Annotated in this window: 17 protein-coding genes; 13 read left to right on the forward strand and 4 right to left on the reverse strand. The window is 42.4% G+C overall.

Translation table 11 applies throughout. The annotated features are described in order from the left end of the window. Positions 1-110: 110 nt before the first annotated feature. Positions 111-1,127 (reverse strand): porin, encoded by a 1,017-nt coding sequence (locus OAG1_RS12420; protein WP_338621498.1) that lies wholly within the window; start codon positions 1,125-1,127, stop codon positions 111-113. Between the two features lie 348 nt (positions 1,128-1,475). On the opposite strand from OAG1_RS12420, the gene dinG reads away from it, so the two are divergent. The 6 genes from dinG to OAG1_RS12450 all read left to right on the forward strand — a co-directional run bounded on the left by dinG (position 1,476) and on the right by OAG1_RS12450 (position 6,893). Then, complete coding sequence (gene dinG, locus OAG1_RS12425; RefSeq protein WP_338621499.1) at positions 1,476-3,500, forward strand: ATP-dependent DNA helicase DinG; 2,025 nt, start codon at positions 1,476-1,478, stop codon at positions 3,498-3,500. Next, positions 3,500-4,279 carry a TSUP family transporter gene (locus tag OAG1_RS12430; protein ID WP_338621500.1) on the forward strand — a complete coding sequence of 260 codons (780 nt, stop codon included), beginning with the start codon at positions 3,500-3,502 and terminating at the stop codon, positions 4,277-4,279. The genes dinG and OAG1_RS12430 overlap by 1 nt, the downstream gene beginning before the upstream one ends. Next, positions 4,267-4,875, forward strand: a complete 609-nt coding sequence (gene priC / locus OAG1_RS12435; RefSeq protein WP_338621501.1) for a primosomal replication protein PriC — start codon at positions 4,267-4,269, stop codon at positions 4,873-4,875. The genes OAG1_RS12430 and priC overlap by 13 nt, the downstream gene beginning before the upstream one ends. A 3-nt stretch (positions 4,876-4,878) precedes the next feature. Then, positions 4,879-5,640, forward strand: a complete 762-nt coding sequence (locus OAG1_RS12440) for a DUF2057 domain-containing protein (protein WP_338621502.1) — start codon at positions 4,879-4,881, stop codon at positions 5,638-5,640. A 74-nt stretch (positions 5,641-5,714) separates the two neighbouring features. Beyond that, a complete protein-coding gene (gene rsmS / locus OAG1_RS12445; RefSeq protein ID WP_016401153.1) occupies positions 5,715-5,876 on the forward strand; it encodes a pleiotropic regulatory protein RsmS in 162 nt (53 codons plus the stop codon). Between the two features lie 273 nt (positions 5,877-6,149). Beyond that, positions 6,150-6,893 carry an outer membrane protein OmpK gene (locus tag OAG1_RS12450; protein ID WP_016401154.1) on the forward strand — a complete coding sequence of 248 codons (744 nt, stop codon included), beginning with the start codon at positions 6,150-6,152 and terminating at the stop codon, positions 6,891-6,893. 48 nt (positions 6,894-6,941) lie between these two features. Here the strand turns inward: OAG1_RS12450 and OAG1_RS12455 are convergent, their stop codons facing one another. Together OAG1_RS12455 and OAG1_RS12460 are read right to left on the reverse strand one after the other, a co-directional pair. Next, a complete protein-coding gene (locus OAG1_RS12455) occupies positions 6,942-9,998 on the reverse strand; it encodes an SMC family ATPase (RefSeq protein ID WP_338621503.1) in 3,057 nt (1,018 codons plus the stop codon). Next, entirely contained in the window at positions 9,998-11,137 is a 1,140-nt protein-coding gene (locus OAG1_RS12460) for an exonuclease SbcCD subunit D (protein WP_338621504.1), read from the reverse strand. Before OAG1_RS12460 ends, OAG1_RS12455 begins: the two co-directional genes overlap by 1 nt. A gap of 211 nt (positions 11,138-11,348) precedes the next feature. Between OAG1_RS12460 and OAG1_RS12465 the strand changes: the two genes are divergently transcribed. The 6 genes from OAG1_RS12465 to OAG1_RS12490 all read left to right on the forward strand — a co-directional run bounded on the left by OAG1_RS12465 (position 11,349) and on the right by OAG1_RS12490 (position 17,138). Continuing rightward, complete coding sequence (locus OAG1_RS12465; RefSeq protein WP_220718200.1) at positions 11,349-11,576, forward strand: hypothetical protein; 228 nt, start codon at positions 11,349-11,351, stop codon at positions 11,574-11,576. Then, the gene (locus tag OAG1_RS12470; protein WP_338621505.1) at positions 11,576-12,208 is read left to right on the forward strand and encodes a DUF2959 domain-containing protein; all 633 of its coding nucleotides are present in this window, start codon (positions 11,576-11,578) and stop codon (positions 12,206-12,208) included. The genes OAG1_RS12465 and OAG1_RS12470 overlap by 1 nt, the downstream gene beginning before the upstream one ends. A gap of 111 nt (positions 12,209-12,319) precedes the next feature. Further along, on the forward strand, positions 12,320-13,984 hold the full coding sequence (locus tag OAG1_RS12475) for an EAL domain-containing protein (RefSeq protein WP_338621506.1): 1,665 nt from the start codon (positions 12,320-12,322) through the stop codon (positions 13,982-13,984). A gap of 103 nt (positions 13,985-14,087) precedes the next feature. Continuing rightward, the gene (locus OAG1_RS12480) at positions 14,088-14,528 is read left to right on the forward strand and encodes a cytidine/deoxycytidylate deaminase family protein (protein ID WP_016404080.1); all 441 of its coding nucleotides are present in this window, start codon (positions 14,088-14,090) and stop codon (positions 14,526-14,528) included. Positions 14,529-15,066: 538 nt separating this feature from the next. Beyond that, positions 15,067-16,314: an alginate lyase family protein gene (locus tag OAG1_RS12485; RefSeq protein ID WP_338621507.1), complete on the forward strand. Its 1,248-nt coding sequence runs from the start codon at positions 15,067-15,069 to the stop codon at positions 16,312-16,314. 68 nt (positions 16,315-16,382) lie between these two features. Continuing rightward, positions 16,383-17,138: an oligogalacturonate-specific porin KdgM family protein gene (locus OAG1_RS12490; protein ID WP_338621508.1), complete on the forward strand. Its 756-nt coding sequence runs from the start codon at positions 16,383-16,385 to the stop codon at positions 17,136-17,138. A 65-nt stretch (positions 17,139-17,203) separates the two neighbouring features. Here OAG1_RS12490 and OAG1_RS12495 read toward each other — a convergent pair whose 3' ends face one another. Further along, entirely contained in the window at positions 17,204-17,638 is a 435-nt protein-coding gene (locus tag OAG1_RS12495) for a DUF4174 domain-containing protein (protein WP_338621509.1), read from the reverse strand. A gap of 356 nt (positions 17,639-17,994) precedes the next feature. Between OAG1_RS12495 and OAG1_RS12500 the strand changes: the two genes are divergently transcribed. Continuing rightward, entirely contained in the window at positions 17,995-18,783 is a 789-nt protein-coding gene (locus OAG1_RS12500; protein ID WP_338621510.1) for a PEP-CTERM sorting domain-containing protein, read from the forward strand. Positions 18,784-18,797: the final 14 nt, after the last annotated feature.

Raw genomic sequence — 18,797 nt, forward strand, 5'->3', positions numbered from 1 at the left:
TTACAAGTTAGACAAGGAAAATTTAGAATCAGGTAAAACAAAAAAGCCCACCGAAGTGAGCTTTTTAATGGCTGTAGAGCGCTTAACTAGCGCTCATCGCAACAATAAACTTAGAAGTTGTATTGTACTGCGATAGTCCACTCGTTGTCAGCGCCTTCTAGGCCATTGTTCAAGTATTCAGCCCATGCTTTCATGTTGCTGTTGAACTTGTAAGCAGCACCAAGTTTGAATGCTTTAGCAGTATCGCCTAAACCACTAGCGTCACCTTTACCTTCTTGCGCAGCGTAACCAGTATATAGAGATACAGCGTTAATATCGTATGAAGCAACTAAGTCATAGCCTTCAAGTTCTGCACCATCTAAATCAGTAGTAGCGTATACAGCGCCTAAATACAGGTCTTCCCATGAGTAAGTAGCAGAAAGTGCCATGTTCTTCTTATCAGCACCATTTACTGTACCGTTTTCGAAAGAATCAAATTTTTCTACGTGGTAACCACCGTATAGACCTAAACCGAAGTCAAAGTTGTAACCTAAAGTAGCAGCGTAACCTTGATCTAAAGAAGCTTGAGTAGGTTCAGCAGGGATGCCTGAGTCAGGGTTGCCAAAACCTAGTTTGAAGTTCTCATCACGGAACTGGTAAGAAGCACCAACGTAAAAACCACCAAACTCACCAGAGTATACGATTTGACCTTCTTGGCGACCATCTTCGATTGCTGTGAAAGCTTCGTAACCGTAGGTATTGAAGATATCTGTTGCAGCTACAGCTTGGTAGAAAGCAGTATCAGTTTGACCAAATACTACTGAACCAGCATCATCGAATTCGAAACCAGCGTAGATGTGACGAGCTGAAAGCTGTTTAGCTGATTCGCCGCTGTTTTCAGCACGAATTTGCCATTCACCACGAGCTAAACCGTAAACGCCTGATGCAATTTCAGATTTTGCTTTAAAGCCCATGCGAGCAGAACCAACACCATCAAGGTCTGAATCATCGCCACCAGCATCACTGATATCAAATTGCATACGACCGTAAAGTTCAGCTGTTACGCCGTCAGCGTCATATACTGTTGCAGCTTGTGCAGATGCTGCGAATAGAGCTGGTATTGCTACCGCTAGAATTGTCTTTTTCATTTTTCCTGTGCCTTCTTAGCAATTAAACACTTGTTCCTTAAATTCCCTGTGCGACAGTGATTTCTCACTGTCTGGTCAATACATTATCAAGCTGAAAAATTTTTGCAATAAAAAATTGAACTTTTATAAAATCACGTAAAACCCTGTATCTACGCGCTTTTAGAGTGGTCAAACTATAATCAGGCACAATAAAAGAATGTATTAGAGATAAAAACGTGATCTAGCTCTAACAGTATTTAAGCCAATAATTTGATTTTTTTACAGTATTTTATGTCGCTCTAGTCATCTATAATATCTAGGCATGGAATAAGCGCTTACTTATAAGTTGTTAACAACATTGAGGAATTCATGTTAACAGAAAAAAACAAACAACGAATTCGCCATTGGTATAATACTCTTCAGGAGCAAAACCCAACATTTATTAAGAGGGCTGCACAAAGTTCTCTTATTGCACAAATAGCCAAAACAATTGCTGGGGACATTAATCGTAAACAACGGGTACTTTTAGCAGAAGCTGGCACGGGAACTGGTAAATCACTTGCTTATTTACTTGCCTCTATTCCATTAGCTAAAGCCCTAAACAAAAAAGTTGTCATTTCCACTGCAACCGTTGCCCTACAGCAACAACTAATAGAAAGCGATTTACCCACTGTGCATAGAGCAGCGCACGGCGAGTTTGAATTTGCCTTAGCAAAAGGAAGGCAGCGTTATTGTTGCGCCCATAAACTTGTAGCAGCTACAAGCACCGATTTAGGCCTCACCCCTAAACAATTAGATCTCACCAAAAGAATGGCGATTGCTTTACAGCAAGGTAAATGGGATGGCGACAGAGATAGCTGGCCAGGGCAAGTACCTTGGCAAATTTGGCAACATGTTGTAGTTGATACGCTAAGTTGCTCGGCTCAATCAGCTAGGCATAGAAGTTGTCCTTTTCATAAAGCACGCAAAGGTTTAAAAAAAGCTGATGTTATTGTGGCAAACCACAGTTTGTTGCTCGCCGACCTTCATGCTGGCAGTGGCCATATTCTACCGGCAGCAGAAGATTGCATCTATATATTGGACGAAGCTCATCAGTTTCCAGAGATAGCAAGAGAAGCCAGCGCTAAACAATTAATGCTAAATCACGCATTGAAGGAGCTAGAGAACCTAAAGCTGTTCGACAAAGAATTAGCTAACATACTAAACCCAAATGCCATTGCAGGAAGCAGCCTAAAGCTAAAGGAAGCTTGCGCAGAACTAAACCGCTGCTTTAACAAACTTAAGGATGTTGCAAATGCGAATAAAGAATCATTTGATAATAGCCAGCATTGGCGCTTCGCTTTAGGAAAAACTCCATCGGCAATTATTAACCTAGCCAGTAACTACCATAAAGAAGCCAATAAGCTTAGCAATAGTTTGCAACATTACGCAGGGGTTATCCAAGAGAACGTTGCCAACAATCAAATGAAGTCTGCCCAGGCTGAAGCCTTACTGAGTAGATTAAGCATCATGCAAAGTTTAGCTGAGTCTTGGTTGGAGGTGTTGTTTAGTTATGCGAACGAAAACAACCAAAAAAACTATGCCTTTTGGTTTACTCGTAAAGATAAAGAAATACAGCTTTGTAGTTCACCAATAGAAATTGGTGGTTTGCTGCAACAGCTGCTGTGGCAAGACGCTTTTTCGGTTATAGCCGTTTCAGCAACACTTAGTGCTCTAGATAACTTCTCCTATTATGTAAACCAAATTGGCTTACCTAAGTTAGCCAGCGAACAGCTCATAAAGCTGCCTTCTCCTTTTAACTACCAACAGGTTATTTTAGAGGTTCCGAATAATATCGCTGAGCCTGACCATCCTGAATTTGCCAATAATGTTGCTCAAAAGATCATCGAAGCTCAGCACAATCAAGGCGGTATATTGGTACTTTGTAACTCTTATCGTTTAGTGGATAAAGTTGCAGAGCAATTAGAAAAGCAGAAACTAGATAACCTTTGGATTCAAGGTCAATTAACCAATCAGCAAATACTGGCAAAACACCGACAAAGCCGCCAACAAAATCAAACCAGCACTATTCTAGCAACTATCGGCTTTAGCGAAGGCATCGACTTACCCGGTGATCTATTAACCGACCTTATCATTGCTCGCCTCCCCTTTGCAGTTCCTACAGAACCAGTAATGGCTAGCCATGCTGAGCTGCTTGAAAGTCGCAACCAAAATCCGTTCATGTTGCTAACTTTACCTAGCGCCAGCAGAAAACTAGTACAGAGCTGCGGAAGACTAATGAGAAAAGAAAGTGATTCAGGTAGAATCGTGCTGCTCGATAGTCGACTCACTACTCGTCGATACGGCAAGCAACTATTAGCTGCATTACCACCTTATAAAAGAAGTGACCATTGATGTTAGAACTGGGACTCGACCCTTCTGTTTTAATCCTTATCGTAGGCATAGGCCTTACAGCCGGTTTTATTGATGCTATTGCAGGAGGCGGAGGCCTATTAACCATTCCCGCCTTACTAAGCATTGGCTTACCTCCTCACATTGCCTTAGGTACTAACAAGCTTGCTGCGAGTTTTGGTTCAAGCACCGCTGCATGGACATTTTATCGCAAACAACTATTTAACCCGGTGTTCTGGCTTTGGAGCTTTGTTGCTACTGCAATTGGCGCCTTTGCCGGCACCTTTATCGTAGACTTTATTAGTACCGAGTGGTTAGAAAAGCTGTTACCTCTAGTGATTATGGCAACCGCGGTTTATACCATCCTTAATCGTAAACAAGCCGACGGCCAAGCAGTGCTTCCCAAAGCAGACAAAAAACTAACCAAACAAATGCTTGGCCAAGGTTTAAGCTTAGGCTTTTACGATGGTGTTGCCGGTCCTGGTACCGGAGCTTTCTGGACGGTATCGTCCATGGCCCTATATAAGATGAACATTTTATTGTCCTCTGGCTTAGCAAAAGCGATGAACTTCACCAGTAACTTTGTTTCCTTTATTACCTTTGTATACTTAGGCCACGTAAATTGGACAATTGGTTTAACCATGGGCGTAAGTATTATGCTTGGTGCAGTAGTTGGCGCGCATTCTGCCATTCACTTTGGTGCTAAGTTCATTCGTCCGGTGTTTATTACTGTGGTAATGGTTATTGCCGGTAAACTGGCTTGGCAAGCATGGTTGAGTTAGAACTTGAAACGTTGGCGCAAAAGCTTCGCCAACTAAAGGAGCAAGCCGAACACCGAGATTTGCAAGGTGAGCGCAGCGCGTACGCAAAAACCGCAGTACTTGATGAGCGATTTAGCTGTCGTAGTGATCTGTTTAGTGACTATGTTAGCGAACTTGAACAAGACCTCCTTCAAATAAGTCGCTTAGGTGAAAAAACCAAAGACATAGACTTGCTCAAACTATACTGCGACCGTTTTGTAGGTAAATTTGCCATGCTGCAAGGTAAAATTAACCAGATAACTCGCAAACAGAAACAACGCTCCATTCCCCAGCAACAGCGGATCCAGAGTTGGCAAAATCGCTTAAATAAAGTAATGAACTCTGGCGATCAAAATCAACTGCGCGAAAAGCTCAATCAACAAAAGCAATTTGAAGCGCAATTAGAACAAAAAATTGCGGAAAAAAACCAAGTACTTAATCGTAGTAATATCAAGACAGATACTGCTAGACTAAGCGCGGAGATCCTCAGCTTAAAAAGTCGTTTAGGTGAGTGTCAAAAAACCACTTGGAAACTGGAACAGAAAATAAATCAGTTAGAATCACGCTTTAAGGAGTAATTCATGCGATTCTTTGGGAAGACTGTAAGCTTAACATTTGCTTGTATTGCAAGCTTCAACGCCTTTGCCGCGAGCTTTTCTACACCTAGTCACTTTGAGATTATGTATGTAGATAAACAGTCTACTGGTGTACTTAGCCTTAGCAAAACTAGCGCCGACTTAAATGCTGGTCCTCATCAAGTTGTGGTTCGCTACGCAGACAACGTAGGCTCTAACAGCAATTCAGAAATAATTAAGTCAACGCCCATCGTTATCAACTTAAATGTTAAAGATGGCCAAGACATCGTTTTAAAAGCTCAACAACCCCGCAGTATTAGCAAAGCCAAAAAATTTGCTGATAAGCCAAGCTTTAGTTTAAAAGATGAAAACGGTGGTTCTGTAGACTCAAGTTATTATCTTCTGCCTTTAAAACCAGGTATGCAGTTTTCTCGTGATTATTTAGAAGAGATTGCAGCCATTGAGGCTAAACAAGGTACAGCGGCTCCGGCAGCAGCTGCCGCCACAACCACTGCCGTGGTAGCTAAAACAGACACTCCAGCGGCAAGCTCAACAAATAGCAACAGCAATGCCACTGCCGCAGTAGCAACAACCGCTGTTGCAGCTACAGCAGTAGCAGCCTCAAACAATAACGCAGCTGCAGCGAGTAACGATGTAGCAGTTCCTGCAGGTGACAATACCGAATTACAAATGCTGCAATTTTGGTATCAGCGTGCTGATGCAGCTACTCGCAAGCAGTTTCAAATTTGGGTAATCCAACAACAATAAAATCCTAACGAATACTGGCCTGAGTTGTGTCAACTCAGGTCATTTTCCCATAGCTTTAGCTCTCCCGGATCTCTATGTCTCTTAACTCCGCTCCAAAACACATTCAGTTGGCTGTAGATTTAATTCAATTACTTGAAGAAAACCACATTGAGCCAGAGCTCGCGCTTAAAGCACTAGAAATAGTGAGCCAAGACTGCCAAAAAAAACTTGCAGAACAAGCAAAACCAGAAGATTAAACTCAAAATATCCTCACAAATTTAACTTAGTGCTCAACAATTAGCCTAAGAGCCTGAATTTTAGATATTTGTAACTTATATATTTTTATTATTTTTTTGTGAAAAGCTAAATACCATAAACATATTTGGTTAATAAGATTTAATTGACCAATAAGTGAGCGGTTTTTTGTGATCCAAATCAGAACTTTAGTTCCCTTCCACTATAAACTTTCTGCCGAACTCAAAACAAAACACACACGGTAATTCACTTAAACGTGAACAAGGAACTACCCTATGAAAAAAATTGCACTACTTTCAGCTGCCGCTCTTTTAGCCAGCGCGCCTGCCAGCGCCGAGTATCTTTACGGTTTTGGTAACATCAGCGTAAACTACTTAGATTGGTCTAAAAACACTCAAGACCGTACTGGTTTCCAAGAAGATTTTGCTTACCTTGAATTAGAAGGTGGCGCAGGTTTTGATTGGGGTGAAGTATACGGCTTCTTCGATCTAGAAAACGTTCAAGATGGAAGCGATGAACTACGTACAGCATATAAAGGAACTATTGCTTACAAAATCGCTGATACTGATTTCCGTTTATACGGCCAACACTACGCAACTGACTCAAAAGGTTTTGCTGCAAACAACACTGTACTAGGTGGTCAATACCGCTTCCAAGGTGATGGTTGGTTTGTTACTCCTTGGGTTGGTGCTCACATGACTATCACAAACCCTTCTTGGAACGACGGTTTCACTGGTTTTAACGGTGGTATGTTCGGTTGGACCGCGGTTTACAACTTTACCGCTTGGGACCAAAAATTCTGGATCTCTAACTGGCACGAATCTGAATTTGCACGTAAGTCAGATTACACCGACGTTTCTGGCGAAACTGATGATGTATCAATGAATGGTGCATTAGCATTTTGGTGGGATGCCACCGAGCACGTAACTACCGGTATCCAATACCGTTACGCTTACAACAAGCTAGGTACTGTAGGCAACCAAAACGCCTTCATCTACTCACTACGTTACAACTTCTAAGTTTGTATGTAGTTGAGCGAAAAGCCAGGCATTGCCTGGCTTTTTTGTTTAAGGAAGGTGTAACTGAGTAGTGCTGCCAGATGAATGCTTAAGCACATCTATACGGCTGGTAATTTGTTCCTTCATTTCAGACACATGGGAAATCACCCCCACCATCCGGCCTGCACTTTGCAAATCCACCAAAGTTCGAATCGCCAAATCTAATGACTCTTGATCCAAGCTACCGAAACCTTCATCAATAAACAGAGTATCTAGCTTTATGCCACCCGCATAGGCTTGTACCACATCAGACAGCCCTAACGCCATGGCTAACGCAGCCATAAAGCTCTCGCCACCACTTAGGGTTGCGACAGGGCGTACTTTAGAAGTGTAGCTATCTTCCACTTCTAGCTCTAAGCCAGAGGCTTTGTTGCCTTTCGCCCGTTGCTCTTTGCGAATAAGCTGGTAACGCCCTTTACTCATAACGCTTAGCCGCTGGCTGGCCTGCAGCAATACGTCATCCAGCAAAACACTCAATACAAAGCGCTGCAAACTCACTTTGTTACCGGTTTGGCCGTTAGCCACATCGGCTAAAGTGCCTACTACTTGGTATTGGTCAGCGAGAGATTGGGCATTCTTATCGGCTTGATTTAACTTATTTTGAATCTCTAACAAACTTAACTGACGATTATTGAGCTTGTTCCACTCCGCATCTGCTAAATCTTTTTGTTCTAGCAGCTTGTTAAGCGCTTGCGCTAAGTCTTGAAGATTTTGCTGCTTTTTACCCTTTAGTTTGACCTTTAATTGCTCTAATTGCGCAGACACTGTTGTTAAGTCGCTATGATATTCTTCTAGCTCCTTTGCAAGTGCTGCCATTTCATCATCACTAATCAAAGCCATGTTAAAGGCACTTTCATTGGCAAAACTGGATTTTGCTAATTGTTCAGAAAACGTAGCTTGCGCTTCACTTAAAGCTTGCTGAGCGAGCTGCAGCGCCTGTTTTTCCGCTGTAGCTGCCGATTGTTTAGCACTTAAGTCTTCACGAGCAACATTGTGTTGCTCGTTTATCACTGCAATAGATGTCTTAAGTTGCTCAATTTGCTGCTGTTGTAAGTTTATTGCTTCATCAAGAATTGACGGCTGCTGAAACTTCTCGGGTAGATTTTGCTCAGCACTCTCCCGCTGCCCTTGCAACACATCTAACTGGCTTTTGGTTTGCTGATATAACTCACGCGCTTGCTCTACCTGAACTTGCAGCTGCTTCTCTGTTTGCTCTGTCTGCTCTAGTTGTTTTTGCTGTTGTTTAGCATGTAACTGAGCCTGTTGAGTGGCGGCCAAAGCTTGCTGAGCAGCATCCTGTTCTGCGCGAAACTGTTGCAATGAGGTTGCCGCTTTATCGCCCAGTTGCTGGCTAACTTTCTGTTGTTGATTTAGCCATTCGCTTTGCTTAGTTTTTAAGGTTTTGTAGTGCTGACGCGCTTCTTCTAGTTTATCGCGCGCGATTTGCTCATTGTTACGTGCCTGCTCTACATCATTTTCGCTGGGCAATGCTTGCTGACTCGCCGCAAGTTGAGGATGCGCAGTACTGCCGCATACTGGGCAAGCATCACCAGCCTTAAGTCGTTGCGCCATGATAGCTGCTTGGCCTTGGTGCCAAGTTAGTTGAACCTGATTTGCCTGCTGCTGAGCTTGCTCGTAATGAGCTTTAAGCTGCTTACCTTGCTCAGCAGATTGTTCAACTTCCCGTTTATTCTCACTTAGCTGTTGATTGAGTTTAGCCAAAGAATCAGCCTGCTCAACATACTGTTGAGCTAAACCTAAAAGCCGCTGTTTTTCAGCTTGGGTTTCCGCCAACTGGCGACTGCTGGTAAGTTGCTCGCTCAAAGCGGCTTTACTGCTAACTAAATCTACCAGCTGCTGCTTTAACCCCTTGCCTTGTTCTACTTGGCTATCTAGTTTTGCTTGAGCAGCAGTTTGCTGATGCTTAAGCTTTTCTAGCTCTTGAATCAGTGGCTTAAAGTTTTGTAGCGAAAGTAAGCCTTCTTGAGCTTGCGCTAATTGCGCTTCTTTCTCTGGCATTTGCTCCACTTGCTGCAGAGCTTGCTGCAAGTGTTGTTGAGCCAAACTTAATGCCGCTTCACCCTGGCTTTGTGCCAAACTGGCTTGTTTAGCCTCGTTAAAACGCTGCACTTTTGCCGTATCAAAGGCCTCAATAGCCTGAGCAGCTTTGGCTTGGTCTAAGCGAGTTTGCTTTTCGCTAATATTGGCTTTTTGTTTGTTCAAAGCACTTAAAGATGTTTTGAGAGTAGCCTGTAGATTAAAGTCTTCGTCGAGTAGTTTGGCCGCTTCATAGTCTTTATTTGCTGCTGAGTACTGAGACTCAGTTTGCTGTTTTTGCGCTAAGGCTTGCTCAAGTTGCGGGCTTAACTGGGCTAGCTCTTCGCTTAAATCGCTTTGCTCATTTAGATCTGCACTTTGTAAAATACCTTCGCGAATATTTTTTTGCTCTAGGGCTTTTGTACGAATGCTAGCCGCTTGGTTTTTAAGGCTATCTTCAATTTTTCTGTATATATGCGTTTGAAACAATTGAGAAAATATTTTTTCCCGCTCTTTCGAGTCAGCCATTAATAGCTGACGAAACTTGCCCTGTGGCAAGACCATCACTTGGCGAAACTGGTCGGCATCTAAGCCGGTAAGTGCTTCTATCTGACTATTGGCTTCAGACACTTTGGCGGGCACCAACAGCTCTTCACTACCATCATCATTAACTAAACTTAACTGTGCTTCGGGCTTTTGCTGGGTATAACCATCACCTGATTTTTTAAGGCGTGCTTGTTCGGGCACGCGACGAATTTTGTAGCGTTTCGCCCCTAGTTCAAACTCAAAAATCACTTCAGTTAGTAGGGCTTCATCTGCCAAATCGCAACGCATTTGTGAAGCTTCGCGCTCGTCACCTGTGCTCTTTCCATACAAGGCGAAACACATGGCATCTAAAATGGTGGTTTTACCCGCGCCCGTAGGGCCATTGAGCAGAAACAGCGGGTTTTGACCGAGTTGGCGAAAATCTATCAACTCTGTTCCAGCAAAGGGGCCAAAGGCGCTCATGCATAAAGAAATTGGGCGCATTATTGGTCTCCGCGGTGCAGTTGGTCGATAGTTTGCTTTAACAAGGCTTGCTGCTCAGTGCTTAGCTCGTCGCCAGACACTTGGGCAAAAAAGTCGGTGAACATGTCGTATTCACCTTTTTTTATGTGCTCTCGATTAAGCTCAAGCTTGTCTGTATTCGCCATCAGGCCGGTTCGTTCAAGGTGCAGAACATTTGGGTATACTTCGCGTAACTTACCCATGGCATCTAAAATGGCCGACTTATCTAACAAACGCACCATTAGGTAATCATCTCGATGACTATCGGCGCTTCCGCTAGCTAATAACTCGTCAAGATAACCTTCTATAATGCGTACGTCTCGCTTAGCGTTTAGAGCAATCAGCTCTATTTTGCTGTCGTCTTCAGTGAGCTCAACCAAAGTCACAGACTTAGCCTGATGCTGCTCGCTAAAGGAATACTTTAATGGAGAACCGGAATAACGGATCTGCTGTGAGCCCTTGTATTGGGGCCCATGTAAATGGCCTAGTGCAACATAATCAAAGTCGCTAAATAGCTTTGGAGAAATCTTGTCGGCCCCGCCAATACTAAGGGGCCGTTCTGATTCGGATTCATCACCGCCATCTAAAAAGCAGTGAGCAATCACCACCTTTTTTAAGCCTTCGCTATCATGCTGTTTAACTTGTTCAACCAGCACTTGCATTGCTTCTTGATGGCTAGTTGCTTGGCATTCAAACACTTCGCGCACGGTAGCTGGTTCAGCATAAGGGAGCGGATAAAACACCACTGATTCACCATCTTTGGCGGCAAGCTTAATGGCAGGAATCTGTTGACCTAAAGTGCCACTAATATAAAGGCCACTTTCACGCATTTGTCTCGATGCAAAAGCTAGGCGCTGCGCGCCATCGTGATTTCCGGCAATCAGTATCACAGGAATGTTTAGCTGATTAACGAGTTTATCTAGGGTGTCATCAAGCAGCTTAACAGCATTACTGGGTGGCACAGAGCGATCAAATACATCACCAGCGACGATTAACACATCCACTTGTTGCTGTTGGGCAATTTGAATAATTTGCTCTAACACATACTCTTGATCTTCTAATAAAGACTGATTGTGTAACTGGCGCCCAAGGTGCCAATCAGAAGTGTGGAGAAATTTCATTCAATATCCGTAAGTTAAACCAGAAACCAGCACAAGTGCTTTACTAATTGCAGAGCCAGCATTATCGCCAAGCCATGCTTTTAAGGCAACGAATATACGCATTTGGCACCAAGCAAGCTGTCAAAGAAATGAATTCGTCAGTGAAACTCGCATAGCGCCTTAGACTCTGGCAACATACAATTATTGTTTCGAGTTAATTCAAGGAAGAACAGTGTCTGATCAAGGTTCTACTGGCAACGTGCTTGCCGCTATTTGTAGTTTTTTTATCCCCGGTCTAGGCCAATTAGTTCAAGGCAGAATTTTGTCGGCTTTGATGTTTTTTGTAATAACTGCTGCAGGCTACGCGCTTTGGTGGTTAATTGTGCCCATTGTGATTGCGGTGATCGTTCATATTTGGGCAATTATTGACGCAGCGAGATTTACACCAGGGAGTAACTAATGAGAATTTTTAGCATATTATTATTGCTTACAGGCCTTGTTGCTTGTGAATCCACCTATTACTCCGCAATGGAAAAGGTGGGCTACCACAAACGCGAGATATTAGTTGACCGAGTGGAAGAAGCACAAGAAAGCCAACAAGATGCGCAGCAACAATTCACCTCGGCTCTTGAACAACTAAAAACCTTAACTAATTTTGATGGCGGCGATTTAGAAGATGTTTACGATGAAGTAAATGCCCAATATAAAGACTCTAAAGCAGCAGCCGAAACCGTAAGTGAACGGATAGATGAAGTAGACAGTGTTGCAGAAGCACTTTTTGATGAATGGCAAGATGAGTTAGAGCAATACCAGTCAGCCAGCTTAAAAGCAGAAAGTAAGCAGCAGCTTTCAGATACGCGTAAACGTTACGCCGCCATGCTTAAAGCCATGCGCATAGCTGAAGCGCAAATGGATCCCGTTCTTAGTCGTTTAAACGATAATCAGCTTTACTTAAAACATAATCTCAATGCTCGAGCCATTGGCGCGGTTGGCAAAGAGTTTTCTCGATTAGAGCAAGAAGTTGCCGACGTAATTAAACAAATGAGCAAAGCGATAGCCGAATCTGACAAATTCATCGCAAGCATGAAATAACTAAGTTACAAGGCTACAAGTCCTTCTTTTGTAGCCTTTTATTTGCCTTTTCTACTATCAATCCCTTCTTACCAACAGCTGTAACATTTCTTTCATAAAAATGAAGTAAATTTGCCACTCGAAATTATTTTTGAACTAAGCAGCACAATAGCTAAGCGCTTAATTTCTGTTGCAGGCCAAGGTACTTTATTGATGTTTTGTCGGATTAAACAGCTACAACTTAAGCCTGCGTTATTTGCGCTACTTTGCAGCCTGTTTCCCATCATCATTAGTTATTTTTGGATTGTTGAAACCAGCAAACAACAAAGGCGAGAAGCTTTTAATCACGACTATCAGATAACCTTCAACAACATTAGTCATAACCTAAAGGCCATTGACCAGCAGTTTGAGCAACTCTCTCATGTAAGCGAACAGTGCCAAGAAGATACTTTAATCGCCTTGCGCAAAGTTCACTTTAAGATCTCTTACATTGCAGAAATGGGCTTGGTAAGCCAACACGGCAAATTGCTGTGCTCCAGCTGGGGGAAGCTAGATCCTCCCACCGACGTACTTAAGCCAATTAATTCTAAAGTGTTGCGCTACTTTGGGCCTCTCGTTCTAGAGTACACCAAAGAACCAGCCATGGTTGTTGCCAAAACCCGCCCCGATGGCAGCGAAGTTAACGCAGCAATACCGCTAGAGGTATTCCGTTCATTTATCGAAGATACCAGCCAATCTAGTGACATCGTCGCTTTAAGCGACAGCCAAAATGGCACTCCCCTTTTTGTAAGTGGTAGTTACAGCTTGCCGCTAAACTTAAATAGCCCTTTGTTCCCATTACAACAAAGTAAAACCAGCGGTTTTGCGCAATTTGATGATGACAGCAATAAATATTTTGTTAGCGAAGTTTTTCCTGCACTGCCAGGGCTAGTCCTCGTTGCCAGCCGCCCAACTTCTGAACTATACAAAGGTGTCTATTGTTTAAGCCTAGTGCAGTTAAGCATGTATACCCTACTGCTATGCTGCACCGTGTTCTTGGTATACCGACATCGCAGCCAGCGTCTTAGCCAGCGCTCTCGGCTTAAGTTAGCACTTAAAAACCACGAGTTTATAAACTACTACCAAGCTATTTTTGATACAAGGAACAGCCAGTTAGTCGCGGTAGAAGCGCTTGTTCGCTGGATGCACCCGGTAGATGGCCTGCGTTACCCTGATGCTTTTTTGCCCGATATTGACCGCTATCGTTTGCAAGTAGCTCTTACAGAACAAGTGATCAGTAACTTAAAGAATGACCTTCACTCCTTGTTAGCCAAATGTCCTCAGCTAAAAGTGAATATCAACATCACCGGGCAGCATTTAAAAGACGCGTCTTTTATTAAACAGGTGCTAAGCGCACATGCCGATTTCCCTAACTTGTGTTTAGAAGTAACCGAAACCGAACTAGTAGAAATAGATTCTCCTCAGGTACAACAATCATTACAGAGCCTAAAAGAGCAAGGCGTTAAATTGGCTATCGACGATTTTGGTACTGGTTATGCCGGCCTACAATATTTACAACAACTGCCATTAGATGCCTTAAAAATAGACCGCAGTTTTGTAGTAGCCATTAATACCAATTCTCCACAAGCCAAAGTACTAGATGGCGTAATCGACTTAGCCTTAAACCTAAATCTACAAATAGTGGCCGAAGGCGTAGAGAATCAGCAACAAGCAAATTACCTTATTTCTAAAGGCGTTTATTTGCACCAAGGTTGGCTCTATGGCAAACCACAGGCCATTAACAAATTTAGCGAGTAAAGATTGGCTGTATTGCTTGAGCTGTTTTTTGTAATGTTTATCAATACTTGCAAGCCAAGGCGTTCAACCGCACAATAGCCGCGTTAACGAAGGAGTAAAACAAATGGTTTCTAAATGGGCTAAGCGCTTTTTTCAAATGGCAGAACTCGTGGCTTCTTGGAGTAAAGACCCCTCTACTCAAGTGGGGGCCGTCATCACCGAGAGTAACCGCATTGTTTCTTTAGGCTTTAATGGCTACCCACACGGCATATCTGACAGCGCGGAAACAGACAACAGAGAAATGAAACTGCTTAAAACCTTGCATGCTGAAGAAAATGCAATTCTGTTTGCCAAACGAGATTTGTCTGGCTGCGAGATTTGGGTTACTCACTTCCCCTGCCCTAACTGCGCCGCAAAAATTATTCAAACAGGGATTGCAACCGTGCATTGCCCAGAACAATCTGAAGACTTTTTATCGCGCTGGGGAGACAAAATTAAAGTTAGTGAAGATATGTTTAGCCAAGCAGGTGTTGCTGTTGATTGGTTGCCGCTAAATCAAAACTAGTCTTTCATATTTTTAGGGTTGTTGCTTCGACAGCCCTTTGATATGTAGTACAAAATAGAGAAACAGAGTCTGCTTTTAGGCTTACAAAGCCTTTGTCACTATCTAATCAACACTATTAATAAATCCATACAAAACCGTTTTTAGTTTTAGTCATCAACAAGATTTAGCCTAGATAAGCATTACGAAAATCAGTCACTTATATCGATGCCTTTATTAGCTTTTACTCTTATTCCAATCCAATAAACAAACTATTCAATAACTTACCTTCTTACGAAAAAGTGTTTTTTCAGCTAAGTTTCTACTTTGCGCTCAACACCAATTTGTTGTTTCAATTCTCCCTTAAACAGGGTTGATTAGCTGTTTAAGCTCACATTTCTTTACGCTAAACCTCATCTAGCCCACAGTTTTTAACCTTTTCCTTTTAATCATACAAAAATATTTAATAATCTGATCAGGTTCACAGATACAAATCCAAAATCCCAATAGCATATTTGTATTACATTAATACTAGTAGCGAAGTCACCTCTAAGGACTAATGATGACAAGTTATAAACCTTTAGCTTTTGCAATTTGTATCGCAACCAGCTCAAGCGCTATTGCAGCCGAATTTGTATTTGTGAAAGAAGAAGTATTAAAAAACAACCGAGTCTTGCTGCACTCTGAGAATGCTCCAGCAACTATGACTCAAAGCTATGAGCGTTTGTTAGAAGAAGCAAAATACGCCACCAAAGCAGGTCGATTTTCGGTGACCGATAAAGGGATGACTCCTCCTAGCGGTAACAAAAACGACTATTTAAGCATTAGTCCTTATTGGTGGCCTGACAAAAATAAAGCTGATGGCCTTCCTTGGAATCGTATTGATGGCAAGGTAAATCCAGCATCAAAAACTAGCGAAACGGATTCCAAACGCTTAGGTAAGTTTACCCGCTCTGTAAGAGCCTTAGCTATAGCCTACTATTTTAGTCAAGACGAGCAATATGCAGAAACGGCTATAGATTATATTCGTACTTGGTTTTTAAACCCTGAAACACGAATGAACCCAAACATGAATTATGCCCAAGGTGTGCCAGGCCGAGCTGAAGGACGCCGCGGAGGAATTATTGATTCACGTTCCTTTGCAGACAGAATGTTAGACGCAATTGCGATGGTGTCTCAGTCTCCCGCTTGGACAGAAGCAGACGAGAACGGCATTAAACAATGGTATGGCGAATACTTAGATTGGCTGCTCACCAGTGAATTGGGCGGTGGTCCTAAAGGTGAAGCCTATGCTGAAAACAATCATGGCTCTTGGTATGACTTGCAAGTTGCAGGCATTTCCTACTTTTTAGGCAAAGAATCAATTGCCATGAACGCGGTAGAGAAAGGCAAAATGCGTATAGACAGTCAGTTTAGAGCCGACGGCACTCAACCACATGAATTAGCGCGCACTCGCTCATACCATTACAGCTACTTTAATTTAGATGCTTTATCTGGTGTTGCTCAAGTGGGCGAAAAAATTGGCATAGACCTATGGAATTATGAATCTCCTAATGGGGGTTCATTAAAAAAAGGTATCGAGCTGTTAGCTCAATATCAAGACAAAGCAGAAGACTGGCCTTACCCGCATAAAAAAACTCCGCGAGTAATGCGCATGATGCCAATTTATCGTAAAGCGGCCCTAGGCATGAGTGACCAAACCTTATTGGCTCTCTCAAAATCGGGTGATTTTTCTCAGTTTACTGTTAAAAAGAATCTCGCCGAAATTTGGGCTGAACGAGATATAGAACTGTTATACCGAAAACAATAACAACTACCCTAAATCCCTAAATAAAAACTAGGCCTGTTAAAGGGCCTTAACTGGAAATGGAATTTATCATGACAAAAATGAAAAGCCTTTCAATTGCAATTGGTGCACTATTAATCGCAGCACCTGTAGCTGCGGGTCAATTAGATTTTCGTAGTGAATACAAACACGAAACAGAAGCTCACGCCTACCGAATTAAAATCGGTGATTCAACTAAAGTAAGCGATGCTGGTCAATGGAACTACAGCGTAGAGATGAAGTTCTTTAGTGGTAAGAAAGAAGACGGCGAGTACGGCGGTTTTCTTGAAAACTTACAACGTGGTGACTCAGAGTTTGACCTAAGCTACAAACACAAGTTGAACAAGAAGTGGTATATCCAACCTGGTATGCCAATTACCTTTGGTGATGAGCGCGTAACATATAAGCCGCAGTTTCGTGTAGGTTATACTTCAGATTTCGGTTTAAAAACTGCATTACGCTACCGCTATGAAATTCGCCAATATGCCGATGGTAAAGAAAACGGCGAGACATGGACTAAATCTAAAGTCACTCTAACTGGTGGTTACAAAGTTAAAAGCATGCCTAATCTAAAATTAGATTACGAAGCGAACTACTGGAAAAGCCATGAATACGAGTGGGACCCTATTTCTGGCACAGCAAAGGATCCACAATTCAACAATGGTGATGACAACTGGGACGCTGGTATCTTCATCGGTTACCAAATTGAAAAATGGCGTCCGTACGTAGAGTTTTGGAACTCAAGCGTTAGCTCTAAAACTGACCAACGCCAACTTAAAACCCGTGTTGGTGTTAAATACAAATTTTAAGCATTTCGTAAATATTTAGCTTTCCTTCTTTAAAGCCAAGCAGGTTTTCTGCTTGGTTCTTTTTTTTATGCAGAGCACACACTAGTATTATTTAGCATTTCTTGTTTGCGCATCGGCATTGCATCAATAATTTCAAATACTTCCTGCCAATTGGTAGTCGCGCCCCAGCGGTGTTTTTCGTGACCATCTTTACCAATTAACACTGCTATGTGCTTGTTATCTTCTACCTTATATTTGTCGCGTAAATAAGAGACCCCATGGCTTGCTACTGGGCCAGTTTTGCCTAAAGCTTGTTGCGGTGTCATCACTACAACAACAAGATCTCGTTCTTGGATCTGGCAACGGTAACGCATTTCATCTGACAGAAATTTTTCAACTGCGTGGTCTTGTTGTGGCGCAAAAAACAACACACTTCGGTGTGCCCAATAGTCGCTGTCTAAAGGATAAGACATAGCAACGCCACTAATGGATAACAACATAGCTGCGATTACTTGTTTCATAACAATTCCCCCATTCTCTGCTAATTAGAACGAAGCCTTAGGGGATAAAGTTCAATTTTTCGCCACTTTATAAATAGCCTGCTGGTCAGGATTTTTTACAGCAATAACTGGGTCTTTGTAAGTGGCTAATATCAAAATGAAAAACCATCCTCTCAAGCTACAAGGGAGTTTATTTACAAAAACATTAATTAATATAATAAGTACAGCACCCTGTTATTGGTAACAAAAGTGTCATTAATGTTTACACAATACCTAGGTGTACTAGTCCATGCTTTCTTAAGTACTGATTTTTATAACTTTTACATCTTGGCGCAATTATTGATTTACAGGGTGTTCACTTTACAAAGGAATGCCTAATGCTAATCACTAGAAATATACTCACCGTAAGCTTGTTGCTACTCACCGCACCTGTTCAAGCAACTATCATCGCCTACGACATGGTAAACAGCAGTAGCCTTAATGTAGTCGATTATCAAAACCCATTTAGCCAACAATTTGTTAGTGATCAGGACGGCTTCGATAAATACCAAGCAGTTCCAAGTGCCAGCATTCCAAATAGCTTGATTGATTCAAGCTTAAGTAACCCAAGTGATAGCCTTGGTATTGTTAATTCTCAAACTGACCAAGACAGCTTTTTTGGCGTAAGTGATACGCAAAATCCAAACAACCCAAGCGGTGATGCGCAAGCAACTTGGCAGTTTGATATTGGTGGTTTTGCCTTAAGTTCAATTTCTATTTCCATGGCTGCTATGGGTGATTTTGAAACATTTGATCACTTTAGCTTTAGCTACGCAATTGATGCTTCCCCCATTCAGATACTGTTTGCTAGTGCTGTTGATGAACAAGCCAACCAGAGCTACACCATGGCCAACGGGAACCAATACCTACTAAACGACCCTCTATCTATAAACGGTCAGGTGCTAAACAACCAATTCCAGCAACTTAGCCAGAGCCTAATTGGTAGTGGTTCAATACTTAGCTTGTACTTTAACGCAAATCAAAATGGTGGGACTGAGGCATTCGCCTTTAGGGAGATTATCGTTAACGGAGAACATTTACTGGCTAGTCAAGTACCTGAGCCAAGCAGTATTTGGCTGGTGCTATTGAGCTTAGTCGCGCTGAAGATGAAGCGCGGTCAGGTTTAAAGCAAAAAAAAGCG

This window comes from Agarivorans sp. OAG1 (genome assembly GCF_037076485.1).
Classification (GTDB): domain Bacteria; phylum Pseudomonadota; class Gammaproteobacteria; order Enterobacterales; family Celerinatantimonadaceae; genus Agarivorans; species Agarivorans albus.

Excerpts from the sequence above, each read along its gene's own strand:
- OAG1_RS12495 (WP_338621509.1), bottom strand. The coding sequence starts at position 17,638 with ATGAAACAAGTAATCGCAGCTATGTTGTTATCCATTAGTGGCGTTGCT.
- rsmS (WP_016401153.1), top strand. The coding sequence starts at position 5,715 with ATGTCTCTTAACTCCGCTCCAAAACACATTCAGTTGGCTGTAGATTTA.
- OAG1_RS12450 (WP_016401154.1), top strand. The coding sequence starts at position 6,150 with ATGAAAAAAATTGCACTACTTTCAGCTGCCGCTCTTTTAGCCAGCGCG.
- OAG1_RS12460 (WP_338621504.1), bottom strand. The coding sequence starts at position 11,137 with ATGAAATTTCTCCACACTTCTGATTGGCACCTTGGGCGCCAGTTACAC.
- OAG1_RS12490 (WP_338621508.1), top strand. The coding sequence starts at position 16,383 with ATGACAAAAATGAAAAGCCTTTCAATTGCAATTGGTGCACTATTAATC.
- dinG (WP_338621499.1), top strand. The coding sequence starts at position 1,476 with ATGTTAACAGAAAAAAACAAACAACGAATTCGCCATTGGTATAATACT.
- OAG1_RS12440 (WP_338621502.1), top strand. The coding sequence starts at position 4,879 with ATGCGATTCTTTGGGAAGACTGTAAGCTTAACATTTGCTTGTATTGCA.
- OAG1_RS12430 (WP_338621500.1), top strand. The coding sequence starts at position 3,500 with ATGTTAGAACTGGGACTCGACCCTTCTGTTTTAATCCTTATCGTAGGC.
- OAG1_RS12455 (WP_338621503.1), bottom strand. The coding sequence starts at position 9,998 with ATGCGCCCAATTTCTTTATGCATGAGCGCCTTTGGCCCCTTTGCTGGA.
- OAG1_RS12485 (WP_338621507.1), top strand. The coding sequence starts at position 15,067 with ATGACAAGTTATAAACCTTTAGCTTTTGCAATTTGTATCGCAACCAGC.
- OAG1_RS12480 (WP_016404080.1), top strand. The coding sequence starts at position 14,088 with ATGGTTTCTAAATGGGCTAAGCGCTTTTTTCAAATGGCAGAACTCGTG.
- OAG1_RS12470 (WP_338621505.1), top strand. The coding sequence starts at position 11,576 with ATGAGAATTTTTAGCATATTATTATTGCTTACAGGCCTTGTTGCTTGT.
- OAG1_RS12500 (WP_338621510.1), top strand. The coding sequence starts at position 17,995 with ATGCTAATCACTAGAAATATACTCACCGTAAGCTTGTTGCTACTCACC.
- OAG1_RS12420 (WP_338621498.1), bottom strand. The coding sequence starts at position 1,127 with ATGAAAAAGACAATTCTAGCGGTAGCAATACCAGCTCTATTCGCAGCA.
- priC (WP_338621501.1), top strand. The coding sequence starts at position 4,267 with ATGGTTGAGTTAGAACTTGAAACGTTGGCGCAAAAGCTTCGCCAACTA.